Origin of the sequence: Eubacterium sp. 14-2 (genome assembly GCF_000403845.2) — a bacterium.
Classification (GTDB): Bacteria; Bacillota; Clostridia; order Lachnospirales; family Lachnospiraceae; genus Petralouisia.
In genome coordinates, this window is record NZ_KE159567.1 from 1,617,675 (window position 1) to 1,638,477 (window position 20,803).

Below are 20,803 nucleotides of genomic sequence, written 5' to 3' on the forward strand. Positions count from 1 at the left end.
GAAATTTGTATAATATACGAATTGTTTTTTCAGAAGAAATGTATTAGTATATTGTGAAAATACAGTTGTTCGCGACATGCGGACAAAAAATTGAAACAGGGAAAAGTGAGGAGACATGAAATGAGTCAGAAATTAAAAGCAGGAATACTTGGTGGAACCGGGATGGTTGGGCAGCGCTTTATCGCCCTTCTGGAAAATCATCCCTGGTTTGAGGTGACTACCATTGCGGCGAGCCCCCGTTCCGCGGGAAAAACATATAAGGAAGCAGTGGGAAACCGCTGGAAAATGGATACCCCCATGCCGGAGGCAGTGAAAGATATTGTGGTTATGAATGTAAATGAAGTGGAGGCAGTGGCTTCCAGAGTGGATTTTGTGTTCAGCGCCGTGGATATGTCCAAAGAGGAGATTAAAGCGATTGAGGAAGCCTATGCAAAAACGGAAACTCCGGTAGTATCCAATAACAGTGCTCATCGGTGGACGCCTGACGTGCCCATGGTGGTGCCGGAGATTAATCCGGAACATATGAAGGTGATTGATTTTCAGAAAAAACGTCTGGGAACAGAACGGGGATTTGTGGCAGTAAAACCAAACTGTTCCATTCAGTCCTATGCTCCTGTGCTTACCGCATGGAAAGAGTTTGAACCCTTTGAGGTGGTAGCCACCACTTATCAGGCGATTTCCGGCGCAGGCAAGACATTCCAGGACTGGCCGGAAATGGAAGGAAATATTATTCCCTATATCGGCGGCGAGGAAGAAAAATCAGAAAAAGAACCCCTCCGTATCTGGGGCGAAATAAAAGACGGTGTGATTGTCCCGGCGGAGAGTCCGGTGATTACCTGCCAGTGTATCCGTGTTCCGGTGCTGAACGGACATACTGCGGCAGTGTTTGTGAAGTTCCGCAAGAAACCCACCAGAGAACAGCTGATTGAAAAGCTGAGAACTTTCAGCGGAGCGCCTCAGGAGTTGAACCTTCCCAGCGCGCCGGAGCATTTTATCCAGTATCTGGAAGAGGATAACCGTCCTCAGGTAACGGAAGACGTGAATTACGAAAATGGTATGGGAGTCAGTGTGGGACGTCTGCGGGAAGATACCGTTTATGACTGGAAATTTATCGGGCTTTCCCATAATACCGTGCGGGGAGCTGCAGGAGGCGCAGTGCTCTGTGCAGAGCTTTTGAAAGCCCAGGGATATATTACAGCGAAGTAATAAGACAGAGAAAGATTTGCAGTAATGATATAGGAACGGGTGCAGATCTGCTTATAATAGTATGTCAGAAGAATCACTGAAACAACAGATAGAAAAATATGGGAGCGAGGAAAAATACCGGGAGCATCTGGCAGCAGGCTTTTCCAATGAACAGGCGATTGCGGATGTTTTTAAATGGTATGGCAGTAAAGAAAAGGCAATGGAAGCTATGATGCAGTCAACTGGCGATGTCAGGGAATGGAAGCAGGAGCGGGACAAAAATGCTGAAATTTACAAGAAATTTATGGCAGCCAGAGAAACGAGTGACGCTGACATGGAAAAAGAAGCAGTGGAGCAGCTTGCGGAAAATTATAAGGAGATGTTTAAACTTGATAATGCCAGAAACGGAAAAGAACTGTTTTCCAAAGGCGTTTTTTCATGGGTGGGAGGAAGCACGTTAGGATCTTACTTTGTCAGCGTTAACTCCAGTCACTACGACTGGGCCATGAAAAAATGAAAGGCACACAGGAAGATCTGCATCAAAAATTGAAAGAGCGGTAAAGCTAAAGGCACACAGGGCTGTCTCATGATTCTGATGAGGCAGCCCTGCTGCTGCCTGTTCCTGCTGCAGGAAGTTCCATCTGAAAAAAATGAAACATTATTGTAAAAAAAGTTAAATCGTGATATGATACAGGTGAAATATCACAAAGGAATCACAGTATACCTTATGGATGAGCAGGAATGGGAGTTTGGCTATGGCAGGGAGAAAAACAGAATTGCAGTATCTGGAACAGATGTACCATCAGACCGGAAATCAGCTTCTGGTACTGTACGGGAGAAAAGAGCATGAGGGCAGGAAACTGGTGCAGGAATTTTTGAGAAACAAAAAATTCTTTTATTACTGTGCACCGGAGATTTCCCCTCAGTCACAGAAACAGCGGATGGGAAGGGAAATTGCAGAGCATTATCAGGTGACAGTTTCCGAGGATTCCTATGATACCTTTTTCAGACGGGTAAAAAGCGGGGACAGCAGCAAGCTGGTACTGGTAATAGACGAAGTCCAGTATATTATGAAAAAAGACAGTCAGTTTCTGGAAAGTATTCTGAAGCTGAAAGGGAAGAAACTGTATCCGGGGCCGGTGATGATTCTGCTGTGCAGTTCATCCATATTCTGGGTGGAGCAGGAACTGCCCCAGGTTCTGGGGGCCGCAGCCAGGAAGCTGGACGGAACTGTAAAATTTGAAGAACTGAAATTTCTGGATCTGGTGCGAAATTTCCCGAATTACAGTGTCAGAGAGAGTGTGGAAGCATTTGGGGTAATCGGCGGCGTAACGGAATATATGAAGGGCTGGGACGACACGAAAGATATCCGCACCAATATCTGCACCCATATTCTGGCAGAAACAGGGTTTCTTCACGGAAAGGCGGAAGAAATTATCCGGACCCAGTTAAGGGAGCTTTCCGTATACAATACGATTCTGGAGGTTCTGGCTTCCGGAAAGCATAAACTGAACGATATCTATCAGACTACGGGATTTTCCAGAGCGAAAATCAGTGTATATCTGAAAAATCTGATGGAGTTTGACGTGGTGGAGAAAGTGTATTCCTTTGAGACCGGAGGCTGGCAGAACGCTCAGAAAGGGCTGTATCAGATTAAAGATACCTTTATTAACTTCTGGTTTAAATTTGTATACCCCCATTTGTCGGATTTGCGGCAGATGACGCCGGAAGACTTTTATGAGAAGCACATAGCCCCAGGACTGGAAGGCTATCTGAAGCGATACTTTGTAAATGTGTGCATGGAATATCTGGAACTGCAGGATCTGGTTGGAAAACTGCCTTTGAAAATTCATAAAATGGGCACCTGGATCGGGAAAAAAGGTCATATTGACATTATTGCCCAGAACAGTATACGGGAAAATATTATATGTCTCTGCAACTGGTCAGAACCGGCAATGACTTTTGAAATGTGCCAGCAGTTATTCCAGAGCATGGAGCAGGCCAGAATTACCGCAAATTATTACTATCTCTTTACCGCCAAATCCTTTGACAAACAGCTGCTGCGGGTGGTAGAACAGGACAGCCGTATTGTGCTGGTAAATATGAACAGGATGTAATCCGGATACCTTGTTTACGGAAAACGGCAAAACGGAACGGAAAGGGAAAACAGGACAGAAATTTATGGCGAAGGCTTTATACATAGCAGAAAAACCAAGTGTGGCAAGGGAATTTGCCAAAGCATTAAAACAGGATTTTAAAAATCATGACGGTTACATGGAATCAGGGGAAGGGGTTGTTACCTGGTGCGTGGGCCATCTGGTAACCATGAGTTATCCGGAGGCCTATGACGAAAAACTGAAAAAATGGAGTCTGGCCACCCTGCCTTTTCTGCCGGAGGAATTTAAGTATGAGGTAATTCCGGCAGTGGAGAAGCAGTACCGGATTGTGGCGGAGCTTTTGAACCGTTCGGATGTAAGTACCATTTATGTATGCACAGACTCCGGGCGGGAAGGAGAATATATTTACCGTCTGGTGGAGCGGCAGGCGAAAGTCCGGGGTAAGGACCGGCGCAGGGTCTGGATTGATTCTCAGACAGAAGAGGAAATTCTGCGGGGCATCCGGGAGGCGAAAGAGCTGTCAGCATATGACAATCTCTGTGAATCCGCCTATCTGCGGGCAAAAGAGGACTACCTGATGGGAATTAATTTTTCACGGCTGCTGACACTGAAATACGGCAATGCCATATCCGGTTTCCTGAAAACCAGATATACGGTGGTCAGCGTGGGCCGGGTGATGACCTGTGTACAGGGCATGGTGGTACGCCGGGAACGGGAAATCCGGGAATTTGTAAAGACGCCTTTTTACCGGGTGGTCAGTATGCTGGACATCCGGGGAACAGCCATTGAAGGCGAATGGCGGGCGGTGGAAGGCTCCGGTTATTTTCAGTCACCCAAACTGTACAAAGAAAACGGATTTAAAGAAAAGAAAGAGGCAGAACAGTTAATTGCAGATTTAATTTCTGCATCCGGAGCAAAAGAGCGGCATCCGGAAAATTCTCATGCAGAAGCTGAGGCAGCAGCATCCGTTTTTTCGCTGGAGAAGAAAAAGGAAAACAGGCATCCGCCGCTTCTTTATAATCTGGCGGAACTGCAGAACGAATGCTCCAGATTCTTTAAAATCAGCCCGGACCAGACCCTTAAGGTGGTACAGGAACTGTACGAAAAGAAACTGGTTACTTACCCCAGAACAGACGCCCGTGTGCTGTCCTCTGCGGTGGCCAGGGAAATACAGAAAAATATCGGAGGTTTAAAGGCTGTTCCTTCCGTAAAGGAATTCGCAGAAGAAATCCTGAACCAGGGCAGTTATAAAAAGATAGTAAAAAGCCGTTATGTCAATGATAAACAGATTACGGACCACTATGCCATTATACCCACAGGTCAGGGGTTTTCAGCGATCCGCAGCCTGAACAAAACATCTTTGCACGTGTACGAAATCATTGTGCGGCGGTTTCTTGGCATTTTCTTTCCGCCGGCAGTCTACCAGAAAATCAGTCTGGTAACTTCCATGGACAGGGAAGGCAGTCCAAAGGGGACGGAAAAATTCTTTGCTTCTTTTAAAGTGCTGGCAGAGCCGGGATATCTGAAAGTCATGGAATATTCATTCCGAAAAAAGAAAGAAGATAAGCAGCCGGAAGAAAAGGGCGCAGAAGGGGACAGCGTGGGAGATACCGCCTGTGATCTTCCTTTTATGGAACTTCTGTCTTCCCTGAAAAAGGGAATGGAACTTCCGGTAAAGTCTCTGGATATCAAAGAGGGGGAGACCTCCCCTCCCAAACGCTACAATTCCGGTTCCATGATCCTGGCCATGGAAAATGCAGGCCAGCTGATTGAGGACGAGGAGCTCCGGGCCCAGATAAAAGGGAGCGGCATCGGCACCAGCGCCACCAGGGCTGAAATTCTGAAAAAACTGGTGAACAACAAATATCTTGCGCTGAACAAAAAGAGTCAGATTATTACGCCCACTCTGCTGGGAGAAATGATATACGACGTGGTAAATGCCTCTATCCGCTCTTTGTTAAATCCCGAATTAACAGCCAGCTGGGAAAAGGGGCTCACCTATGTGGCGGAAGGAAGTATTACGCCTCAGGAATACATGGAAAAACTGGAGCATTTTATCCGAAGCCGGACCAACGGCGTACTGGGCCTGAATAACCAGTATGCTCTGCGGGAATATTTTCAGTATGCTTCGGCTTTTTATAAATCATCTGAGAAATCATCAGAAAAGCCATCGGCCCAAAAAGGAGGAAAAAAGAAAAATGGAAACATGTAAAATCAGCAGTCTTTATAACCTGTCAGAAACCCTGGCGGCAGAATTATTTCAGGGTCTTACTTATCCCTGGGAGGCACTGCCGAAAATCAGCGCGTTTATCTGCAGGCTGGGTGAATCCCTGGACCCGGAAAAATATGAGCGGCGGGGGGAACAGATCTGGATTGCCAGAAATGCAAAGGTTGCCCCCACAGCCAGTATCAACGGGCCTGCTATTATTGACGAGGAGGCGGAAATCCGTCACTGTGCCTTTATCCGCGGAAATGCCATTGTGGGAAAAGGAGCCGTTGTGGGCAATTCCACAGAGCTGAAAAATGTGGTATTATTCAATAAAGTACAGGTGCCCCATTATAATTATGTGGGAGATTCCATTCTGGGCTATAAATCTCATATGGGCGCAGGCTCCATTACTTCCAATGTGAAGTCAGACAAAACCCTGGTGGTGGTGAAAGACAGAGGGCAGGAAATGGCCACGGGCTTAAAAAAATTCGGAGCCATGCTGGGAGACGAAGTGGAAGTAGGCTGCAACAGCGTACTGAATCCTGGAACCGTGGCAGGAAGAAACAGCAATATCTATCCCCTTTCCATGGTAAGAGGCGTGGTACCTGCAAAATCCATTTACAAACAGAAAAATGATATTGTGGAAAAACAGAATGAAGTATAGTTGACAAAAAGCGCCATATGTACTATTGTATTATACAAGTAATACAGAGCAACATATGGCGTTTTACGGACAGGTTTTTCGGATTATGAAAAACAACTGTCCGGAATATCAAAAAGGAGAGTGGGTTATGTTAGAAATTCAGGATCTGACGAAAAAATACGGACATTATCTGGCGGTAGACCACGTGAGCTTTACGGTACCCAGTGGAAAAGTGGGAATTTTGCTGGGGCCTAACGGAGCAGGAAAATCTACGATTATCAAAAGCATTGCCGGGCTTTTGCGTTATCAGGGCGGTGTTGGAATTAATCAGATGCCGGCAAGGACTCTGGAGGCCAAACGGATTTTTGGCTATGTACCGGAACTGCCGGCCATGTTTGACGCACTGACGGTACGGGAGCACATTGAATATGTGCGGAGAGCGTACGATTCCCCTGTTACTGAGGAAGAAATTGAACACCTTCTGGTTCGGTTTGAACTGGAGGATAAACAGGATAAGCTGGGAAACGAGCTGTCCAAAGGTATGATGCAGAAGGTAAGTATCTGCTGTGCCCTTGCTGTAAAGCCCAGAGTAATCCTTCTGGATGAGCCCATGGTGGGCCTTGACCCGGCGGCGATCAAGGAACTGAAAGAAGTGGTGCTGGAACTGAAAGAGCAGGGAGTTACCATTTTAATCAGTACCCATATGCTGGAAATGGTGAAGGAACTGTGGGATGTGATGTTTATTATGGAAAAAGGGAAAATTGTCGGAACCTTTACCAGAGAACAGGCAGAAGATACGGACATCGAAGAACTGTTCTTCCAGATTACGGGAGGCGGTGAATCATAATGAAAGGTCTGATATATCTTTATAAAAGAACCATTATCAATCGAATCAGAAAGGCACTGAAACGTCCGGTTACTTATTTTATGGCGGTATTTATTCTGCTCTATCTTTTCATGATTTACAACAGTTTTGATGTCATGATGAGGGATGAGAATTTTAACAGCCCCCAGAATCTGGTAACAATGTTATCCATGATTATTTTCTTTCTGATTCCGGGAAATCTGATCAGCTATGCAAAGCGGAAAGGCCTGCTGTTTCGTCCCAGCGAGGTACATTTTGTATTTTCCGCTCCGGTCAGTCCCAAAATGGTGCTGATGTTTGCCGGGATAAAATCTTTTGCAGTAAATGTCCTGGTGGGGCTGGCCATTGTACTGGCAGGTATCATGTGGTTTGAGACCAGCCTGCTGCAGGTAGTGGTGTATTTCCTGTTTTTTGTGGTATTTGAAAGTATTCTGGAGGCTTCCTGTATTATTTTCTGCTATGGAAATGAAAAACTGCCGAAGAAATTTTTTACAGGGCTTGTGGTTGCAGCGTATGCCTTTATGGGGTTTGTGGTGGGTATTGCAGCTGTTCTGCTGATTACCAGAGAACCCTCTTTTGGACTGCTGCAGAACTTTTTTTCCATGCCCATGATTCAGATGGTTCCGGTGGTGGGATGGAACGTTGCAGTGACCAGACTTATTTTTCTGGGGCCGGATGGGGTAAATATCGCCGGAACAGTTCTGTTTCTGGTATCTGCCGTACTGATGTTTGCCGCTGCCTGGCGGATGCGGTGTACGGGAGCCTATTATGAGGACGCCATGAAATTTGCAGATGAGTATCAGGAACGCCGGGCAAAGCAGAAAAAAGGCATTGCCTCGATTCCCTGGCTGGAGAAACACCGGAAGTTCAGACAGGCCTCCGTGGAGTACAAAGGGACCGGGGCCAAAGCCATTTATTTCCGGCAGATGCTGGAATATAAGAAAAATTCCACCTTTATTTTCGGGTGGAATACACTGTTATGCCTGGGCCTTGGAATCCTGATTGGAGTGGCAGGGTATTTCAACGACGCGGTAAGTGAATTCGGGCCTGCAAAAATCTTTATTATTCCCGGTGTAGCCAGCTATGTGGTGTTTATTTTCAGCGGATACGCCACCAAATGGTCCAGGGAACTGGAGAATCCCTATACTTACCTGATTCCGGATGCACCTCTGAAAAAGGTATGGTATGCCACAAAAATTGAGCATATCCGTGCTGTTGTGGATGGCATTCTCATTACTCTGCCGGGAGCGGTGGTATTTGGAATCGGTCCGGTGCTGACGGTTCTCACCATACTTCTGTATGTCTGTCTGCAGGCCAATCGTCTTTACTATGGAATGCTGGCAGACGCCCTGATTGGAAATATCCTTGGAAATACAGGACGCACCCTGGTTAAAGTTCTGTTTCAGGGAATTGCCATTATGATTGGAATTTCAGCTGCCGTTGTGGCAGGGCTTGTGGTTTCCGCGGAAGCAGGATTTCTGGTTATGATTGTGGTAATGGGTCTTTTAACATTTGCAGGAGCCGCGGTATCTTCTGTTTCCTTTACGAAAATGGAAGTGCTGGATTAAAACCGCAGATAATCAGTCAGCCGATGCACAGGGTATAAATATAGGGGAAATACCTGGAATTTCAGGCAGATTTACCGAAGGATAATTGCAAAATTTGTAAGGAAAATACTGGACTATTTTCGCAAAATATGATTAAATATGAATAAGAATGTTAAATACATAAAGATGATTTAACATGGTTAGCATGTGCCGTGGATTTCCCCCGTTTCGCGGGGTGCACGGCCATCCAGCTATGGAAGCAGCAGCTTTCATATAATAAATGTATACATTGAAAGGAGTCTTAAAATGATTTACACGAAGGAAGTTGAAAACATGTGTCCGGTAGCCAAGGGCGCAAAACATGAACCAGCTCCAATTCCGGAAGAAGGAAAATGGGTGCATTCCAAAAAAATTGAGGATATTTCCGGTTTTACACACGGAATCGGCTGGTGTGCTCCCCAGCAGGGTGCATGTAAGCTCTCATTGAATGTAAAAAATGGTGTAATTGAGGAAGCTCTGGTAGAGACCATCGGATGTTCCGGCATGACCCACTCCGCAGCTATGGCAGCAGAGATTTTACAGGGTAAGACCATTCTGGAAGCACTGAATACGGACCTTGTATGTGATGCAATTAACACAGCCATGAGAGAACTGTTTTTGCAGATTGTATACGGACGTACCCAGAGTGCATTTTCTGACGATGGACTGGCAGTAGGCGCTGGTCTGGAAGATCTGGGAAAAGGACTTCGTTCCCAGGTTGGTACTATGTATGCAACAAAAGAAAAGGGTGTTCGTTATCTTGAAATGGCAGAAGGCTATGTAACCGGTATTGCTCTGGATGCTGACAACGAAGTAATCGGATATCAGTTCGTAAGCCTTGGCAAAATGACCGACTTTATCAAAAAAGGTGATGATCCTAACACCGCATGGGAGAAAGCAAAAGGCCAGTATGGCCGTGTGGCAGATGCAGCTAAGATTATCGACCCACGAGCAGAGTAGTCATGAATAAACAGACCCCTTTCGGTTTGTTTAGAGTTAAGTACCATTGTTCAAAAAGATAGGAGGACATTTCAAATGGCTTTATTTGAATCATATGAAAGAAGAATTGACCAGATCAATTCTGTGTTAAATAATTATGGAATCAGCTCCGTGGAAGAAGCTGAGAAAATTACAAAAGATGCTGGGCTTGACGTTTACGAGCAGGTAAAGAAAATCCAGCCCATCTGTTTTGAAAATGCATGCTGGGCATATACGGTAGGCGCAGCAATAGCAATCAAAAAAGGTGCGAAAAGAGCGGCAGATGCAGCAGCAGCAATCGGTGAAGGCCTTCAGGCATTCTGCATTCCGGGTTCCGTTGCAGACCACAGAAAAGTAGGTCTTGGCCATGGAAATCTTGGTAAAATGTTACTGGAAGAAGAAACAGAGTGCTTCTGTTTCCTGGCAGGCCATGAATCTTTTGCAGCAGCAGAAGGTGCCATCGGTATCGCTGAAAAGGCCAACAAAGTTCGCCAGAAACCTCTTCGCGTTATCTTAAATGGTCTTGGAAAAGACGCAGCACAGATTATTTCCCGTATCAACGGATTTACTTTTGTTGAGACAAAATACGATTACAAAGAAGCTAAATTAGACGTGGTTTATGAAAAACCATATTCTGACGGACTTCGCGCTACTGTAAAATGTTATGGTGCAGATGACGTTCAGGAAGGTGTTGCAATTATGCATCATGAAAATGTTGGTGTTTCCATTACCGGTAACTCCACCAATCCCACACGTTTCCAGCATCCGGTAGCAGGTACATATAAGAAAGAATGTAATGAACAGGGCAAGAAATATTTCTCTGTTGCATCCGGCGGCGGTACCGGACGTACCCTTCATCCGGATAATATGGCAGCAGGACCGGCTTCTTACGGTATGACAGATACCATGGGTCGTATGCATTCTGACGCACAGTTTGCAGGTTCTTCTTCCGTACCGGCTCACGTTGAAATGATGGGCTTAATCGGAATGGGTAATAACCCGATGGTAGGAGCAACCGTTGCAGTTGCAGTTTCCATCGAGGAAGCAGCGAAGGCTGGTAAGTTCTAAGAAATGGCGTAAAATTAAGGGCTATCGCTGATGTGAGTTGTCAGTGATAGCCTTAAATTTTGCCGCGTAGCACACAGGCAGCATAAATATTTTTTGAAAAGGCAGGGCGTGAATCCCCCTGCCTTATATGCATATTTATTAAAGTGCCAATTTGTATAACGCTAACTGATTAAGACTTACCCCTCTTTTTCCGCTTCAATGGCTAATCTTTGATGAAGAGATTTTGGAAGCCTTACAACAAATTTACCGCTGTAATTGTTTGGTGTTTCAGGAATTGGTATAGGGAGATTATTTTCAATCTTTATTTCAATATATCCTTCCAGTGCTTCATTAAGGTTTTCATATAATCCTTCCAGTGTATCACTGGTACTCTGGCATCCGTCAAGTTCCAAAATTCTGCCATAGAAATAGTGCCCGCTTTCATCGTTTATTTCCTGCACTAATCTTATATAGGGCAATCCCATATAATCTTTAACTTCCATGCCTTCATGCTCCTTTCCGCTTGCTATGTTATGCCAGGATAAGGGGATTATTCCCCTATCCTGCCCAGCACATCCACAACATAAGCCTTTTTTAATGGATTTTCTTGTTTTATTGTTATCAAATCCCCGGTTTCTTTATTCAGATAATGCTTGTGGCTTCCTTTTTGCCTTGCCGGAATATAGCCATATGCGGCTAAAACTTTGTCTATTTCTTCGGGCCGTATTCCATTTGGCTGTTGCTTCATTTTTTCAATTATTTTTTTTCGTTTGGCACTGTAATTATCTCCCTTCTTATATAGTACTATGTTTGCATATTTATCAAAGTGCCAATCTGTATAATGCCAGCGGATTAAGACTTACACCCTCAGGAGAAATATAAGCAGACTTCCAGGTCACGCATGATTTCCGGTTTGCCAGCACCACTTTGCGATTTTCTCAATCAATGCATCATCAATGTTGCCATAAGGGATACGGATAGTTCCCTTTTCGGTTTTGTAACCCTGAAGTTCTTCCGAAAAATGTATTACGGCCTCAGGTCCCGGATACAGTCCAATGTGTTTCTTTGAAGCGGCAAAATGGAGAATATTATGCTTTTTCCAATAAGTTGGCATACTCCACGAAATACGTTCTTCCGCTTCCGGCAGTGCCCTGTGCAGGATCTGGCGGATATGCTGCAGTTCTTCCTGTTTATCCTCATCCTGGCCCAGGATATATTCATCAATCGTTTTGGGCTTTTCACCACAAAAATGGCTCTGCCCGTTTTTCTTAAATTCCCTTCCGCATTTTGGACATTTCCACATGGATGGCTTCTCACTGTCCCTTTCCTGTAAAACAACTTCAACAATATCGCCAAAATTTTTGCCGGTCTGCCTGCGAATCTGTCCGGTAACACGAATAATGTAACAGGGTGTGCACGTTTTTATTACCTGCCCCCTGTATGGGATGCCGTCAAAAGCAGCGTTTACCGGCAGGCGGTCTTTACCAAAAAGTTTTTTGATATCATAAGGGACTTCTACATAAGCAGTATCCGTATCTTTATTTTGAAGTATCACTGCGCTGAATTTCAGTTCCATAACATTCCTTTCATGCCTGCTCTTCACAACTATGTCAGGCAACGTCTCGCAATTCTCCGGCAACGATATGTTTTCTTAGTCCGGCTGTTGCCCGTTATGGGCAGGCCATTTACATTCCGTTATTTCCATGTGGGTAAACACAGCCTTAAAAGATGATTCTTCGGGACTGCACGCATAAATTCCAAACTGTATTGTTCCATTACCATTCCACATATGGCAGATACGCATCTGCCGGAAGGTAACACCATCTTCAGAACACTCAATACAATAGTCATCTTCCCTGCGGCTGAATCTGTACCACATTGACTTTACAGAAGCGTTTATTTCTGTTGTTGCCCAGTCGGAATAGCCATTGTTTGTGACAACGCTTCCAAGGTGCTGAAATGCTTCGTTCTCGTATTCTATCGAGCCTTTCAGCCAGTTTTCACTGTCAAGGTACATCACAATCCCACATTGGTCAAATCTGTGCTTACTTTCAAATTCTGTTTTCACAGTAAAGGAAAAGAATTTTTCATCTGTTTCCATCTGCAAAACAGGTGCATTGTCGTTTCTGAAATGATAATATGTTCTCTGCCATAAATCTGTGTGAGGATTTGTTGTAATCTCAATTTTATCATGGGAGATGGTGTAATCCGCAGGTTTTCCTGTCCATTTTAATTTGTCTGTATTAAAATTCATACGACTGCCTCCTTCAAACTCTACTTTAAATGATGATTTTATTTTATCACAGTTCGGAAAGAAAATCTAACTTATTCAATATTACATTTCATTTTTGATTTTAAAAATTTTCCCAAATAGAACTTGTACAGGCCCTGATTCTTTGGTATAATATAATCTATGAGTTTGCGAAAAGCACAAATAAACGCGGAGGTGTTAGTATGAAAAAAAATGTTATCGTGGGACAGTCAGGCGGTCCTACTGCGGCCATTAATTCAAGCCTTGCAGGGGTATACAGAACAGCAAAGGATCGTGGGGCAAAGAAAGTATACGGAATGCTGCACGGAATCCAGGGACTTCTTCAGGAACGCTATATTGATCTTTCCGAGCATATCACAAATGAACTGGATGCAGAGCTTCTCAAGCGCACGCCGGCTGCCTATCTGGGCTCCTGTCGTTATAAACTGCCGGAAATCCATGAGGATATGGGAGTTTATGAGAAAATATTTGAGATTTTAAATAAACTTGATATAGAGGCATTTATTTATATTGGCGGAAATGATTCCATGGATACCATTAAGAAATTATCCGATTATGCCATCATTACCGGACAGACCGTACGGTTTATCGGATGTCCCAAGACCATTGACAACGATCTGGCGCTGACAGACCATACGCCCGGTTACGGAAGCGCTGCAAAATATATCGGTACCTCCGTAAAAGAAATTATCTGCGACAGTTTCTGTCTGGAGTATGATAAGGGACTGGTTACCATTATCGAGATTATGGGACGGAATGCCGGATGGCTGACAGGATCAGCAGCCCTGGCAAAAGGAGAGGACAGTACCGGCCCGGATCTGATTTATCTTCCGGAACTGCAGTTTGACCTTGAAAAATTCATTGCCAAAATCCGCAAGCTGCTGGAAAAGAAATCTTCTGTTGTGGTGGCAGTTTCTGAGGGTATTAAAGTTGCAGATGGAAAATATGTGTGTGAGCTGGGAAACAGCGTTGATTTTGTAGATGCTTTCGGGCACAAGCAGCTTTCCGGAACAGCGGCATATCTGGCTAATTTTGTAGCAGGAGAGATTGGCTGCAAGACCCGTGCCATTGAGCTGAGCACTCTGCAGCGTTCTGCTTCCCATTCTGCTTCCCGAATTGATATTCTTGAGGCATTCCAGGTAGGCGGTGCTGCTGTGAAAGCGGCAGATGAAGGCGATACAGGCAAAATGGTAGTGCTGGAGCGTATTTCAGACGATCCTTACCAGAGTACCACAGCCGTAAAAGATGTACATAAGATTGCAAATGATGAAAAACTGGTGCCCAGAAACTGGGTGACAAAAGACGGCACTTATGTGACAGATGAATTTGTAACTTATGTAAAGCCGCTGATACAGGGCGATGTGTCACCGGTTATGGTAGACGGAATACCGCGTCACCTGTACAAACCGGGATTTCAGGAGCAGCTGTAAGATATGAGAATCGAACCCCCGAAGTATTTTGCGGTACATTCGGGGGTTTTCTTTTATCTTACAGGAAGGAACAGGAAAAATGTATAACGAGACAGATTTGGATAAGATAAATTTAGATATGGAGCCGCCTGCAGGAGAACCGGACAGGCAGTATTATTTTATGGCGAAATGCCGCCGCAGCCTCCGGGAACTGGAGGAAAGAGCGGGACGTTCCTTTACGTTTTCTGTTCAGACTTTCGGCTGTCAGATGAACGCCAGGGATTCAGAAAAACTGGCGGGGATTCTGGAGACTGTAGGTTATGTGAGGGCAGACAGCGAGGAAGCAGATCTGGTGCTTTACAATACCTGTACGGTGCGGGAAAATGCCAACAATAAGGTCTGGGGGCGTCTGGGCTATCTGAACGGTTCACGAAAACGCAATCCTTACAAAAAAATTGTACTTTGCGGCTGTATGATGCAGGAACCGGAAGTGATTGAAAAGTTAAAAAAGAGTTATCCCTTTGTGAATCTGGTCTTTGGAACCCACAACATTTATAAATTTGCGGAACTGCTGTCAGCTTCCTTTGAGCAGCAGGGAATGCTGATTGATATCTGGAAAGATACAGATAAAATTGTGGAGGACTTGCCGGTAGAACGGAAATACTTTTTTAAATCAGGAGTTAATATTATGTTTGGCTGCAATAATTTCTGCAGTTACTGCATAGTGCCTTATGTGCGCGGCCGGGAGCGGAGCCGGAAACCGGAAGATATTCTGCGGGAGATTGAACAGCTTGCAGAAGACGGGGTAGTGGAGGTAATGCTGCTGGGACAGAATGTAAACTCCTATGGGAAGAACTTGAAGGAACCTTTAACTTTTGCAGAATTGCTGAGAAAAATAGAGCAGATAGAAAAAATTAAACGTATTCGGTTTATGACTTCTCACCCAAAGGATCTGTCAGATGAACTGATTGAGGTGATGGGGAAATCGAAAAAGATCTGCAAACACCTTCATCTGCCTCTCCAGTCCGGCAGCAGCCGTATTTTAAAGGAAATGAACCGTCATTATGATAAGGAGAAATATCTTGCGCTGGTGGATAAACTGCGCAGCGCAGTGCCGGATCTTGCCCTTACCACAGATATTATCGTGGGATTTCCGGGAGAAACGGAAGAAGATTTTCAGGAAACTCTGGATGTGGTACGCAGAGTGGGATATGAGAGTGCTTTTACCTTTATTTATTCCAGACGGACCGGTACTCCTGCGGCGTCCATGGAACGGCAGGTACCGGAAGCGGTGGTAAAGGACAGGTTTGAACGTTTGCTGAAAGAAGTGCAGGAAACTGCCGCCCAAAAGGCGGGAGCTCTTACCGGAGCCACGGAGCCTGTTCTGGTGGAAGAAGTGAATGAACAGGATCAGACACTGGTAACCGGAAGGCTGAGTAATAATTTTGTGGTACATCTCCCTGGAACCGGTGAACTGGTGGGCAGAATCGTAAACGTGAAATTAAAGGAGTGTAAAGGATTTTATTTTTACGGAGAAATGGTGGAATCCTTTTCGGAGCCCGCAGTTTGAATGAGGAGAAAAGGTTATGTATTCTTATTTGAAAGGTGAACTGGTTGAGATTCTGGATGATGTTATTGTGGTAGAAGTACATGATATCGGTTATGAGATCCATATTCCTGCCAGTATGACAGACCATTTTACCGGAACCGGCCAGAGGGTTAAAATTTATACTTACCTTCATGTAAAAGAAGACTTAATGGAGCTGTACGGGTTTCTCACCAGAGATGACCTTAGCATCTTCCGCCTGCTGCTGGGAGTCAGCGGGATAGGTCCCAAAGGCGCGTTGGCAGTATTGTCGGTGATGACGCCGGATGATTTGCGCTTTGCAGTGCTGGGAGAGGACGCAAAGGCTATTGCAAAGGCTCCTGGAATCGGCAGCAAGACAGCACAGAGGGTAATTCTTGAATTAAAGGACCGGTTAAAGTTAGAGGATGCCCTGGAACTGAAAACTCTTCACAGGGAACCGGAGCGGGCAGAGTCCCTTTCCGGAGTAAAGAGCGAAGCCGTTCAGGCATTAACTGCACTGGGATATTCTTCATCAGAAGCCTTAAAGTCAGTGAACAGTGTGGAACTTACGCCGGACATTACCGTAGAAGAAGTGTTAAAGTCTGCCTTAAAGCAAATGGTGCTGCTGTAGCGGTTCAGCGGGAAATCTTTTAAGAATGTTGACAGTAACACCTGTTTTGTGTTTGCTGAATGGACGGTTGAACATAAAGACAGTTTGATAAGAAAGGAACATCTTTCATGGAAAAACGTGTGATTTCCACCCAGATTCAGGAAGAAGACCTGAAAATAGAGACCAGTCTGCGGCCCCAGTGGCTGGAGGAGTATATTGGACAGGAAAAAGCCAGGAAAACGCTGAAAATTTATATCGAAGCGGCCAGACAGAGGAAAGAATCTCTGGACCATGTACTTTTCTACGGGCCTCCGGGGCTGGGAAAGACCACACTGGCCGGGATTATTGCCAATGAAATGGGAGTACATATGAAAATCACTTCCGGGCCGGCCATTGGAAAGCCTGGAGAAATGGCCGCTATTTTAAGCGGCCTGCAGGAAGGGGACATTCTGTTTGTGGATGAAATCCACCGCCTGAACCGGCAGGTGGAAGAAGTGCTTTATCCCGCCATGGAAGATTATGTAATAGACATAATGATTGGAAAAGGAGCCAGCGCCCGTTCTATCCGTCTGGATCTGCCCCATTTTACCCTGGTAGGGGCAACCACACGGGCCGGACTCCTTTCCGCGCCTTTAAGGGATCGGTTTGGGGTGGTACATCATCTGGAATTTTACAATCCGGAGGAATTAAAAACAATTATTCTCCATTCTGCCCGGAAGCTGGATGTGGAAATTGACGAAGAAGGGGCGTTTGAGCTGGCAAGACGCTCCAGAGGTACGCCCCGGCTGGCCAACCGCCTGTTAAAGCGGGTGCGTGATTTTGCCCAGGTGAAGTACGATGGGAAAATTACCATGGAAGTGGCAGTATTTGCACTGGATTTGCTGGAAGTGGACAAATTTGGTCTGGACCAGAACGACCGGAATATTCTGATGACCATGATAGAAAAATTTCAGGGAGGTCCGGTGGGTCTTGAAACCCTTGCGGCCTCTCTGGGAGAAGATTCCGGAACCATTGAAGACGTGTACGAACCTTATCTGGTGAAAAACGGTTTTATTAACCGTACGCCCAAAGGACGAATGGTGACGGATTTTGCCTACGGGCACTTTGGAATTGTAAAATAATATTGTTTTTCTCCGGAAATCAGGTATAATTAAGAAAGAACCGGGATGATATTTGGGTTGCGAGGAAAGGATGAATGTATGTCAGCAAAAACAAGTGCAGATGTTTTAATTGGAGGAAAAATTTACACTTTAAGCGGTTACGAGAGCGAAGACTATTTGCAGAGGGTGGCAAATTATATCAATAATAAAATAAATGAATTTGATGAGATGGAACAGTTCCGGCGTTTTCCAGGAGAAACTAAATCCACACTGGTACAGCTGAATATTGCAGACGATTATTTTAAAGCCAGAGAACAGGCAGAAAAGCTGGACCGGGATGTGAGAGAGAAAGAAAAAGAACTGTATGAGTTAAAACATGAATTAATTTCTCTCAGAATCAAAGCCGAGAGCAGTGAAAAGGCAACCACGGAACTGGAAAAGGAAAACCGCAGACTCCTTTTGAACAAGGCAAAGCTGGAATCTGCACTGGAAGACGCCCTCCTTGGCAAGGTAAAGGGACAGGTTGTTCCGGAACCGCAGGCCGACACAGGAGAAAGAGGAAAGCAGAAGAAAACCTCCGGGGAAGGAGAGCCGGGAGGACAGAAGAAAACCTCCGGTGAGGGGGAAGCAGGCAGACAGAAAAAGACCTCCGGCGAAGGGGAAGCAGGCAGACAGAAGAAAACATCCGGTGAAGGGGAGGCCGAGGGACAGAAAAAGACGCCCGGCACAGGAGAGTCAGGGGGACAGAGGAAAGGGCCGGAACCTGTACATAGAGACAGAAAAAAACATCGGGGAGAAGAAAAACTGCCTGATGGACCAGAGGATAAAGAAGAGACAGAAAATGAAAATCATTCCGTCTGAAAAAAGGTGGCTCATGACAGGCAAAGTCGTTTGAGTCACTTTTTATCGCAGGTGAACTTTTTAAGGAGAAAAATATGATGAACAGAACCGGAAAAAAGACAGAGCTTTTATCCCCGGCAGGCTCCTTTGACATCTTAAAAGCAGTGGCTCTGGCAGGAGCAGATGCGGTATATGCGGCAGGACAGCAGTTCGGAGCCAGAGCCTATGCAGATAATCTTACAAAAAAGGAGCTGCTGGAAGGGCTGGATTACCTTCACCTTAAGGAAAAACGCCTGTATCTTACCGTTAATACCCTGTTAAAGAACAGGGAACTGGAAAGACTTTACGATTATCTTTATCCCCTTTATGAAGCAGGTCTGGACGGAGTCATTGTGCAGGATATGGGAGTGCTGCATTTTGTGCGGGAACATTTTCCAGGTCTTCCTATTCATGCCAGCACACAGATGAATATTACAGGAGCTTACGGAGCAAAACTGCTGCTGGAAGCAGGGTGCAGCCGGATTGTCACTGCCAGGGAACTGTCCCTGGAAGAAATTTCCCATATCTATGAAACCACAGGGGCAGAGATTGAGAGCTTTGTTCACGGGGCCCTCTGTTACAGTTATTCCGGACAATGTCTCCTGAGCAGTATGATCGGCGGAAGAAGCGGAAACCGGGGCAGGTGTGCCCAGCCCTGCCGACTGCCCTGGGAACTCTGCAGCAGAGGAGAAATTCTGAACCGGAATTCTGACGGGAACAGGGAATCATCCCGAAAGAACCGGAAGGATACCTATCTGCTCAGTCCCAGGGATTTATGCGCGGTGGAGCTGATTCCCAGACTGATTCAGAGCGGAGTACATTCCTTTAAAATTGAAGGGCGGATGAAACAGGCGGAGTATGCCGCAGGCGTCACCGGAATGTATCGGAAATATCTGGATATTTGTGAAAATGATCCAAAAAACCTGTATGAGGTGTCCGGAGAGGACAAAACAATTCTGCGGAATCTGGGCAGCCGCTGCGGATTCACAGACGGATATTATACCAGACATAACGGAAAAGACATGATAACATTTTTAAAACCTTCTCATGAAAAGAACAGAGAACAGGGACAGGAACTTTTCCGGCAGGAAAATAAAGAAAAAATAAAGGGATTTTTAAGAGTTTCTGCAGGAACTCCCCTTTATCTTATGTTAAGATATAAAGATATACAGGCAGAAGTGACAGGAGAGCAGGTACAGCCGGCACAAAAGCAGCCTCTGACCAGGGAAACCGTACTGGATAAAATGAAAAAGACCGGAAATACACCTTTTGTTTTTGAAGAGCTTCAGGTGGAACTGGAAGGACAGGCCTTTGTCACCATAAGCGCCTTAAACCAGATTCGGAGAGAAGGCCTGTTGAAGCTGCAGGAGGAAATCCTGAAAAAATACCGCAGATCTGCCCGAAAACCGGGAGAAACCGTGCCTGCAGATTTTCCGAGCTCCGCACCGGAACAGGAAGAGTCAGCGGTTTCTGTGTCGGTTCAGAAGAAAAAGCCCCGGCGTCAGATTCCGGAAATCCGTGTATTGACCGAAACACCGGAACAGTTTCAGGCTGCCCTGAAGCAGCGGGAGGTTTCCAGAATTTATCCGGAACTTCCGGGACGGACAGGACAGGCAATAGCAGAGCAGGTGTCCGTATTGGCGGCGCAGGCTCATAAAGCAGGAAAAGAATGCTGGCCTGCACTGCCTTATATTTTCCGCATGGAAACAGCCCGGCGGTTTGAAAGCTGCTGGAGGGAGCTGGAGGCATCGGGTGCAGACGGGTATCTGGTAAGAAATTATGAAGAAATCCGGTTTCTGAAAGAACGGGGCGTGGGGCCGGAGCGGATACAGGGAGATTACAGCCTGTATGTGTATTCCAACGAGGCCTTACGGGGAGTTTCAGAACTTCCTTTACATTATTTTACCCTGCCTGCAGAACTGAACTTTCAGGAGTTAAGGGAGAATGACTGCAGCAGAGGCGAGATGATTCTCTATGGGCATCAGCCTCTGATGGTGAGCAGCCAGTGTGTACATAAAAATACTGCCGGATGCAGCAAAAAAGAAACCATTTCTTATCTGAAAGACCGGTATGGAAAACTGTTTCCGGTGAAAAACCGGTGTCAGGACTGTTATAATGTCATTTACAATATCAGCCCGCTGGCGCTGTTTCATCATATGAAAGAAATTTCTTCCCTGGGGCCGGCAGGATTGAGGCTGTCTTTCACAATAGAAGATCAGGAAGAAACAGAACATATTTTTGCCCTCTTTCGGCAGGCATGTTCCGGAAACTCCGGCAGACAGCTCTGTCCGGCGGATTATACAAACGGTCATTTTAAACGAGGAGTCGAATAGTTT

Annotated in this window: 19 protein-coding genes; 15 read left to right on the forward strand and 4 right to left on the reverse strand. The window is 45.6% G+C overall.

Annotated elements, in window-relative coordinates:
• Window positions 1–120: 120 nt before the first annotated feature.
• The 9 genes from asd (at window position 121) to C805_RS14630 (ending at window position 10,651) form a co-directional block, all read left to right on the forward strand.
• The gene (asd, locus tag C805_RS14590; protein ID WP_016214642.1) at window positions 121–1,206 is read left to right on the forward strand and encodes an aspartate-semialdehyde dehydrogenase; all 1,086 of its coding nucleotides are present in this window, start codon (window positions 121–123) and stop codon (window positions 1,204–1,206) included.
• Window positions 1,207–1,267: 61 nt separating this feature from the next.
• Complete coding sequence (locus C805_RS25240) at window positions 1,268–1,702, forward strand: ClbS/DfsB family four-helix bundle protein (RefSeq protein ID WP_016214643.1); 435 nt, start codon at window positions 1,268–1,270, stop codon at window positions 1,700–1,702.
• A 238-nt stretch (window positions 1,703–1,940) separates the two neighbouring features.
• Window positions 1,941–3,302 (forward strand): ATP-binding protein, encoded by a 1,362-nt coding sequence (locus C805_RS14600; protein ID WP_016214644.1) that lies wholly within the window; start codon window positions 1,941–1,943, stop codon window positions 3,300–3,302.
• Window positions 3,303–3,366: 64 nt separating this feature from the next.
• The gene (locus C805_RS14605) at window positions 3,367–5,514 is read left to right on the forward strand and encodes a DNA topoisomerase (protein WP_016214645.1); all 2,148 of its coding nucleotides are present in this window, start codon (window positions 3,367–3,369) and stop codon (window positions 5,512–5,514) included.
• On the forward strand, window positions 5,501–6,175 hold the full coding sequence (locus tag C805_RS14610; protein ID WP_016214646.1) for an LbetaH domain-containing protein: 675 nt from the start codon (window positions 5,501–5,503) through the stop codon (window positions 6,173–6,175). Before C805_RS14605 ends, C805_RS14610 begins: the two co-directional genes overlap by 14 nt.
• A 127-nt stretch (window positions 6,176–6,302) precedes the next feature.
• Window positions 6,303–7,001 (forward strand): ABC transporter ATP-binding protein, encoded by a 699-nt coding sequence (locus tag C805_RS14615; protein ID WP_016214647.1) that lies wholly within the window; start codon window positions 6,303–6,305, stop codon window positions 6,999–7,001.
• A complete protein-coding gene (locus C805_RS14620; RefSeq protein WP_016214648.1) occupies window positions 7,001–8,587 on the forward strand; it encodes a putative ABC exporter domain-containing protein in 1,587 nt (528 codons plus the stop codon). The genes C805_RS14615 and C805_RS14620 overlap by 1 nt, the downstream gene beginning before the upstream one ends.
• 285 nt (window positions 8,588–8,872) lie before the next feature.
• Window positions 8,873–9,565, forward strand: a complete 693-nt coding sequence (locus C805_RS14625) for an iron-sulfur cluster assembly scaffold protein (RefSeq protein WP_016214649.1) — start codon at window positions 8,873–8,875, stop codon at window positions 9,563–9,565.
• A 75-nt stretch (window positions 9,566–9,640) separates the two neighbouring features.
• Window positions 9,641–10,651 carry a GGGtGRT protein gene (locus C805_RS14630; RefSeq protein WP_016214650.1) on the forward strand — a complete coding sequence of 337 codons (1,011 nt, stop codon included), beginning with the start codon at window positions 9,641–9,643 and terminating at the stop codon, window positions 10,649–10,651.
• A 176-nt stretch (window positions 10,652–10,827) separates the two neighbouring features.
• Here the strand turns inward: C805_RS14630 and C805_RS14635 are convergent, their stop codons facing one another.
• From C805_RS14635 to C805_RS14640, 4 genes are all read right to left on the reverse strand, one after another.
• Window positions 10,828–11,133 (reverse strand): toxin-antitoxin system HicB family antitoxin, encoded by a 306-nt coding sequence (locus C805_RS14635; RefSeq protein WP_016214651.1) that lies wholly within the window; start codon window positions 11,131–11,133, stop codon window positions 10,828–10,830.
• Between the two features lie 47 nt (window positions 11,134–11,180).
• Window positions 11,181–11,378: a type II toxin-antitoxin system HicA family toxin gene (locus C805_RS0105325; protein ID WP_022751121.1), complete on the reverse strand. Its 198-nt coding sequence runs from the start codon at window positions 11,376–11,378 to the stop codon at window positions 11,181–11,183.
• 147 nt (window positions 11,379–11,525) lie between these two features.
• A complete protein-coding gene (locus C805_RS27525; RefSeq protein ID WP_016214652.1) occupies window positions 11,526–12,206 on the reverse strand; it encodes a DUF1801 domain-containing protein in 681 nt (226 codons plus the stop codon).
• Between the two features lie 75 nt (window positions 12,207–12,281).
• On the reverse strand, window positions 12,282–12,884 hold the full coding sequence (locus tag C805_RS14640) for a DUF1349 domain-containing protein (RefSeq protein WP_016214653.1): 603 nt from the start codon (window positions 12,882–12,884) through the stop codon (window positions 12,282–12,284).
• A gap of 200 nt (window positions 12,885–13,084) precedes the next feature.
• Between C805_RS14640 and C805_RS14645 the strand changes: the two genes are divergently transcribed.
• The 6 genes from C805_RS14645 to C805_RS14665 all read left to right on the forward strand — a co-directional run bounded on the left by C805_RS14645 (window position 13,085) and on the right by C805_RS14665 (window position 20,800).
• Window positions 13,085–14,332, forward strand: coding sequence for a 6-phosphofructokinase (locus C805_RS14645; protein ID WP_016214654.1), 1,248 nt, complete (start codon window positions 13,085–13,087; stop codon window positions 14,330–14,332).
• Window positions 14,333–14,411: 79 nt separating this feature from the next.
• Window positions 14,412–15,881 carry a tRNA (N6-isopentenyl adenosine(37)-C2)-methylthiotransferase MiaB gene (gene miaB / locus C805_RS14650; protein WP_016214655.1) on the forward strand — a complete coding sequence of 490 codons (1,470 nt, stop codon included), beginning with the start codon at window positions 14,412–14,414 and terminating at the stop codon, window positions 15,879–15,881.
• 16 nt (window positions 15,882–15,897) lie between these two features.
• Window positions 15,898–16,509: a Holliday junction branch migration protein RuvA gene (ruvA, locus tag C805_RS14655; protein WP_016214656.1), complete on the forward strand. Its 612-nt coding sequence runs from the start codon at window positions 15,898–15,900 to the stop codon at window positions 16,507–16,509.
• A 107-nt stretch (window positions 16,510–16,616) separates the two neighbouring features.
• The gene (ruvB, locus tag C805_RS14660) at window positions 16,617–17,609 is read left to right on the forward strand and encodes a Holliday junction branch migration DNA helicase RuvB (protein WP_016214657.1); all 993 of its coding nucleotides are present in this window, start codon (window positions 16,617–16,619) and stop codon (window positions 17,607–17,609) included.
• Between the two features lie 78 nt (window positions 17,610–17,687).
• Window positions 17,688–18,449 (forward strand): cell division protein ZapA, encoded by a 762-nt coding sequence (gene zapA, locus C805_RS27530; protein WP_016214658.1) that lies wholly within the window; start codon window positions 17,688–17,690, stop codon window positions 18,447–18,449.
• A gap of 74 nt (window positions 18,450–18,523) precedes the next feature.
• Window positions 18,524–20,800 (forward strand): peptidase U32 family protein, encoded by a 2,277-nt coding sequence (locus C805_RS14665; RefSeq protein ID WP_016214659.1) that lies wholly within the window; start codon window positions 18,524–18,526, stop codon window positions 20,798–20,800.
• Window positions 20,801–20,803: the final 3 nt, after the last annotated feature.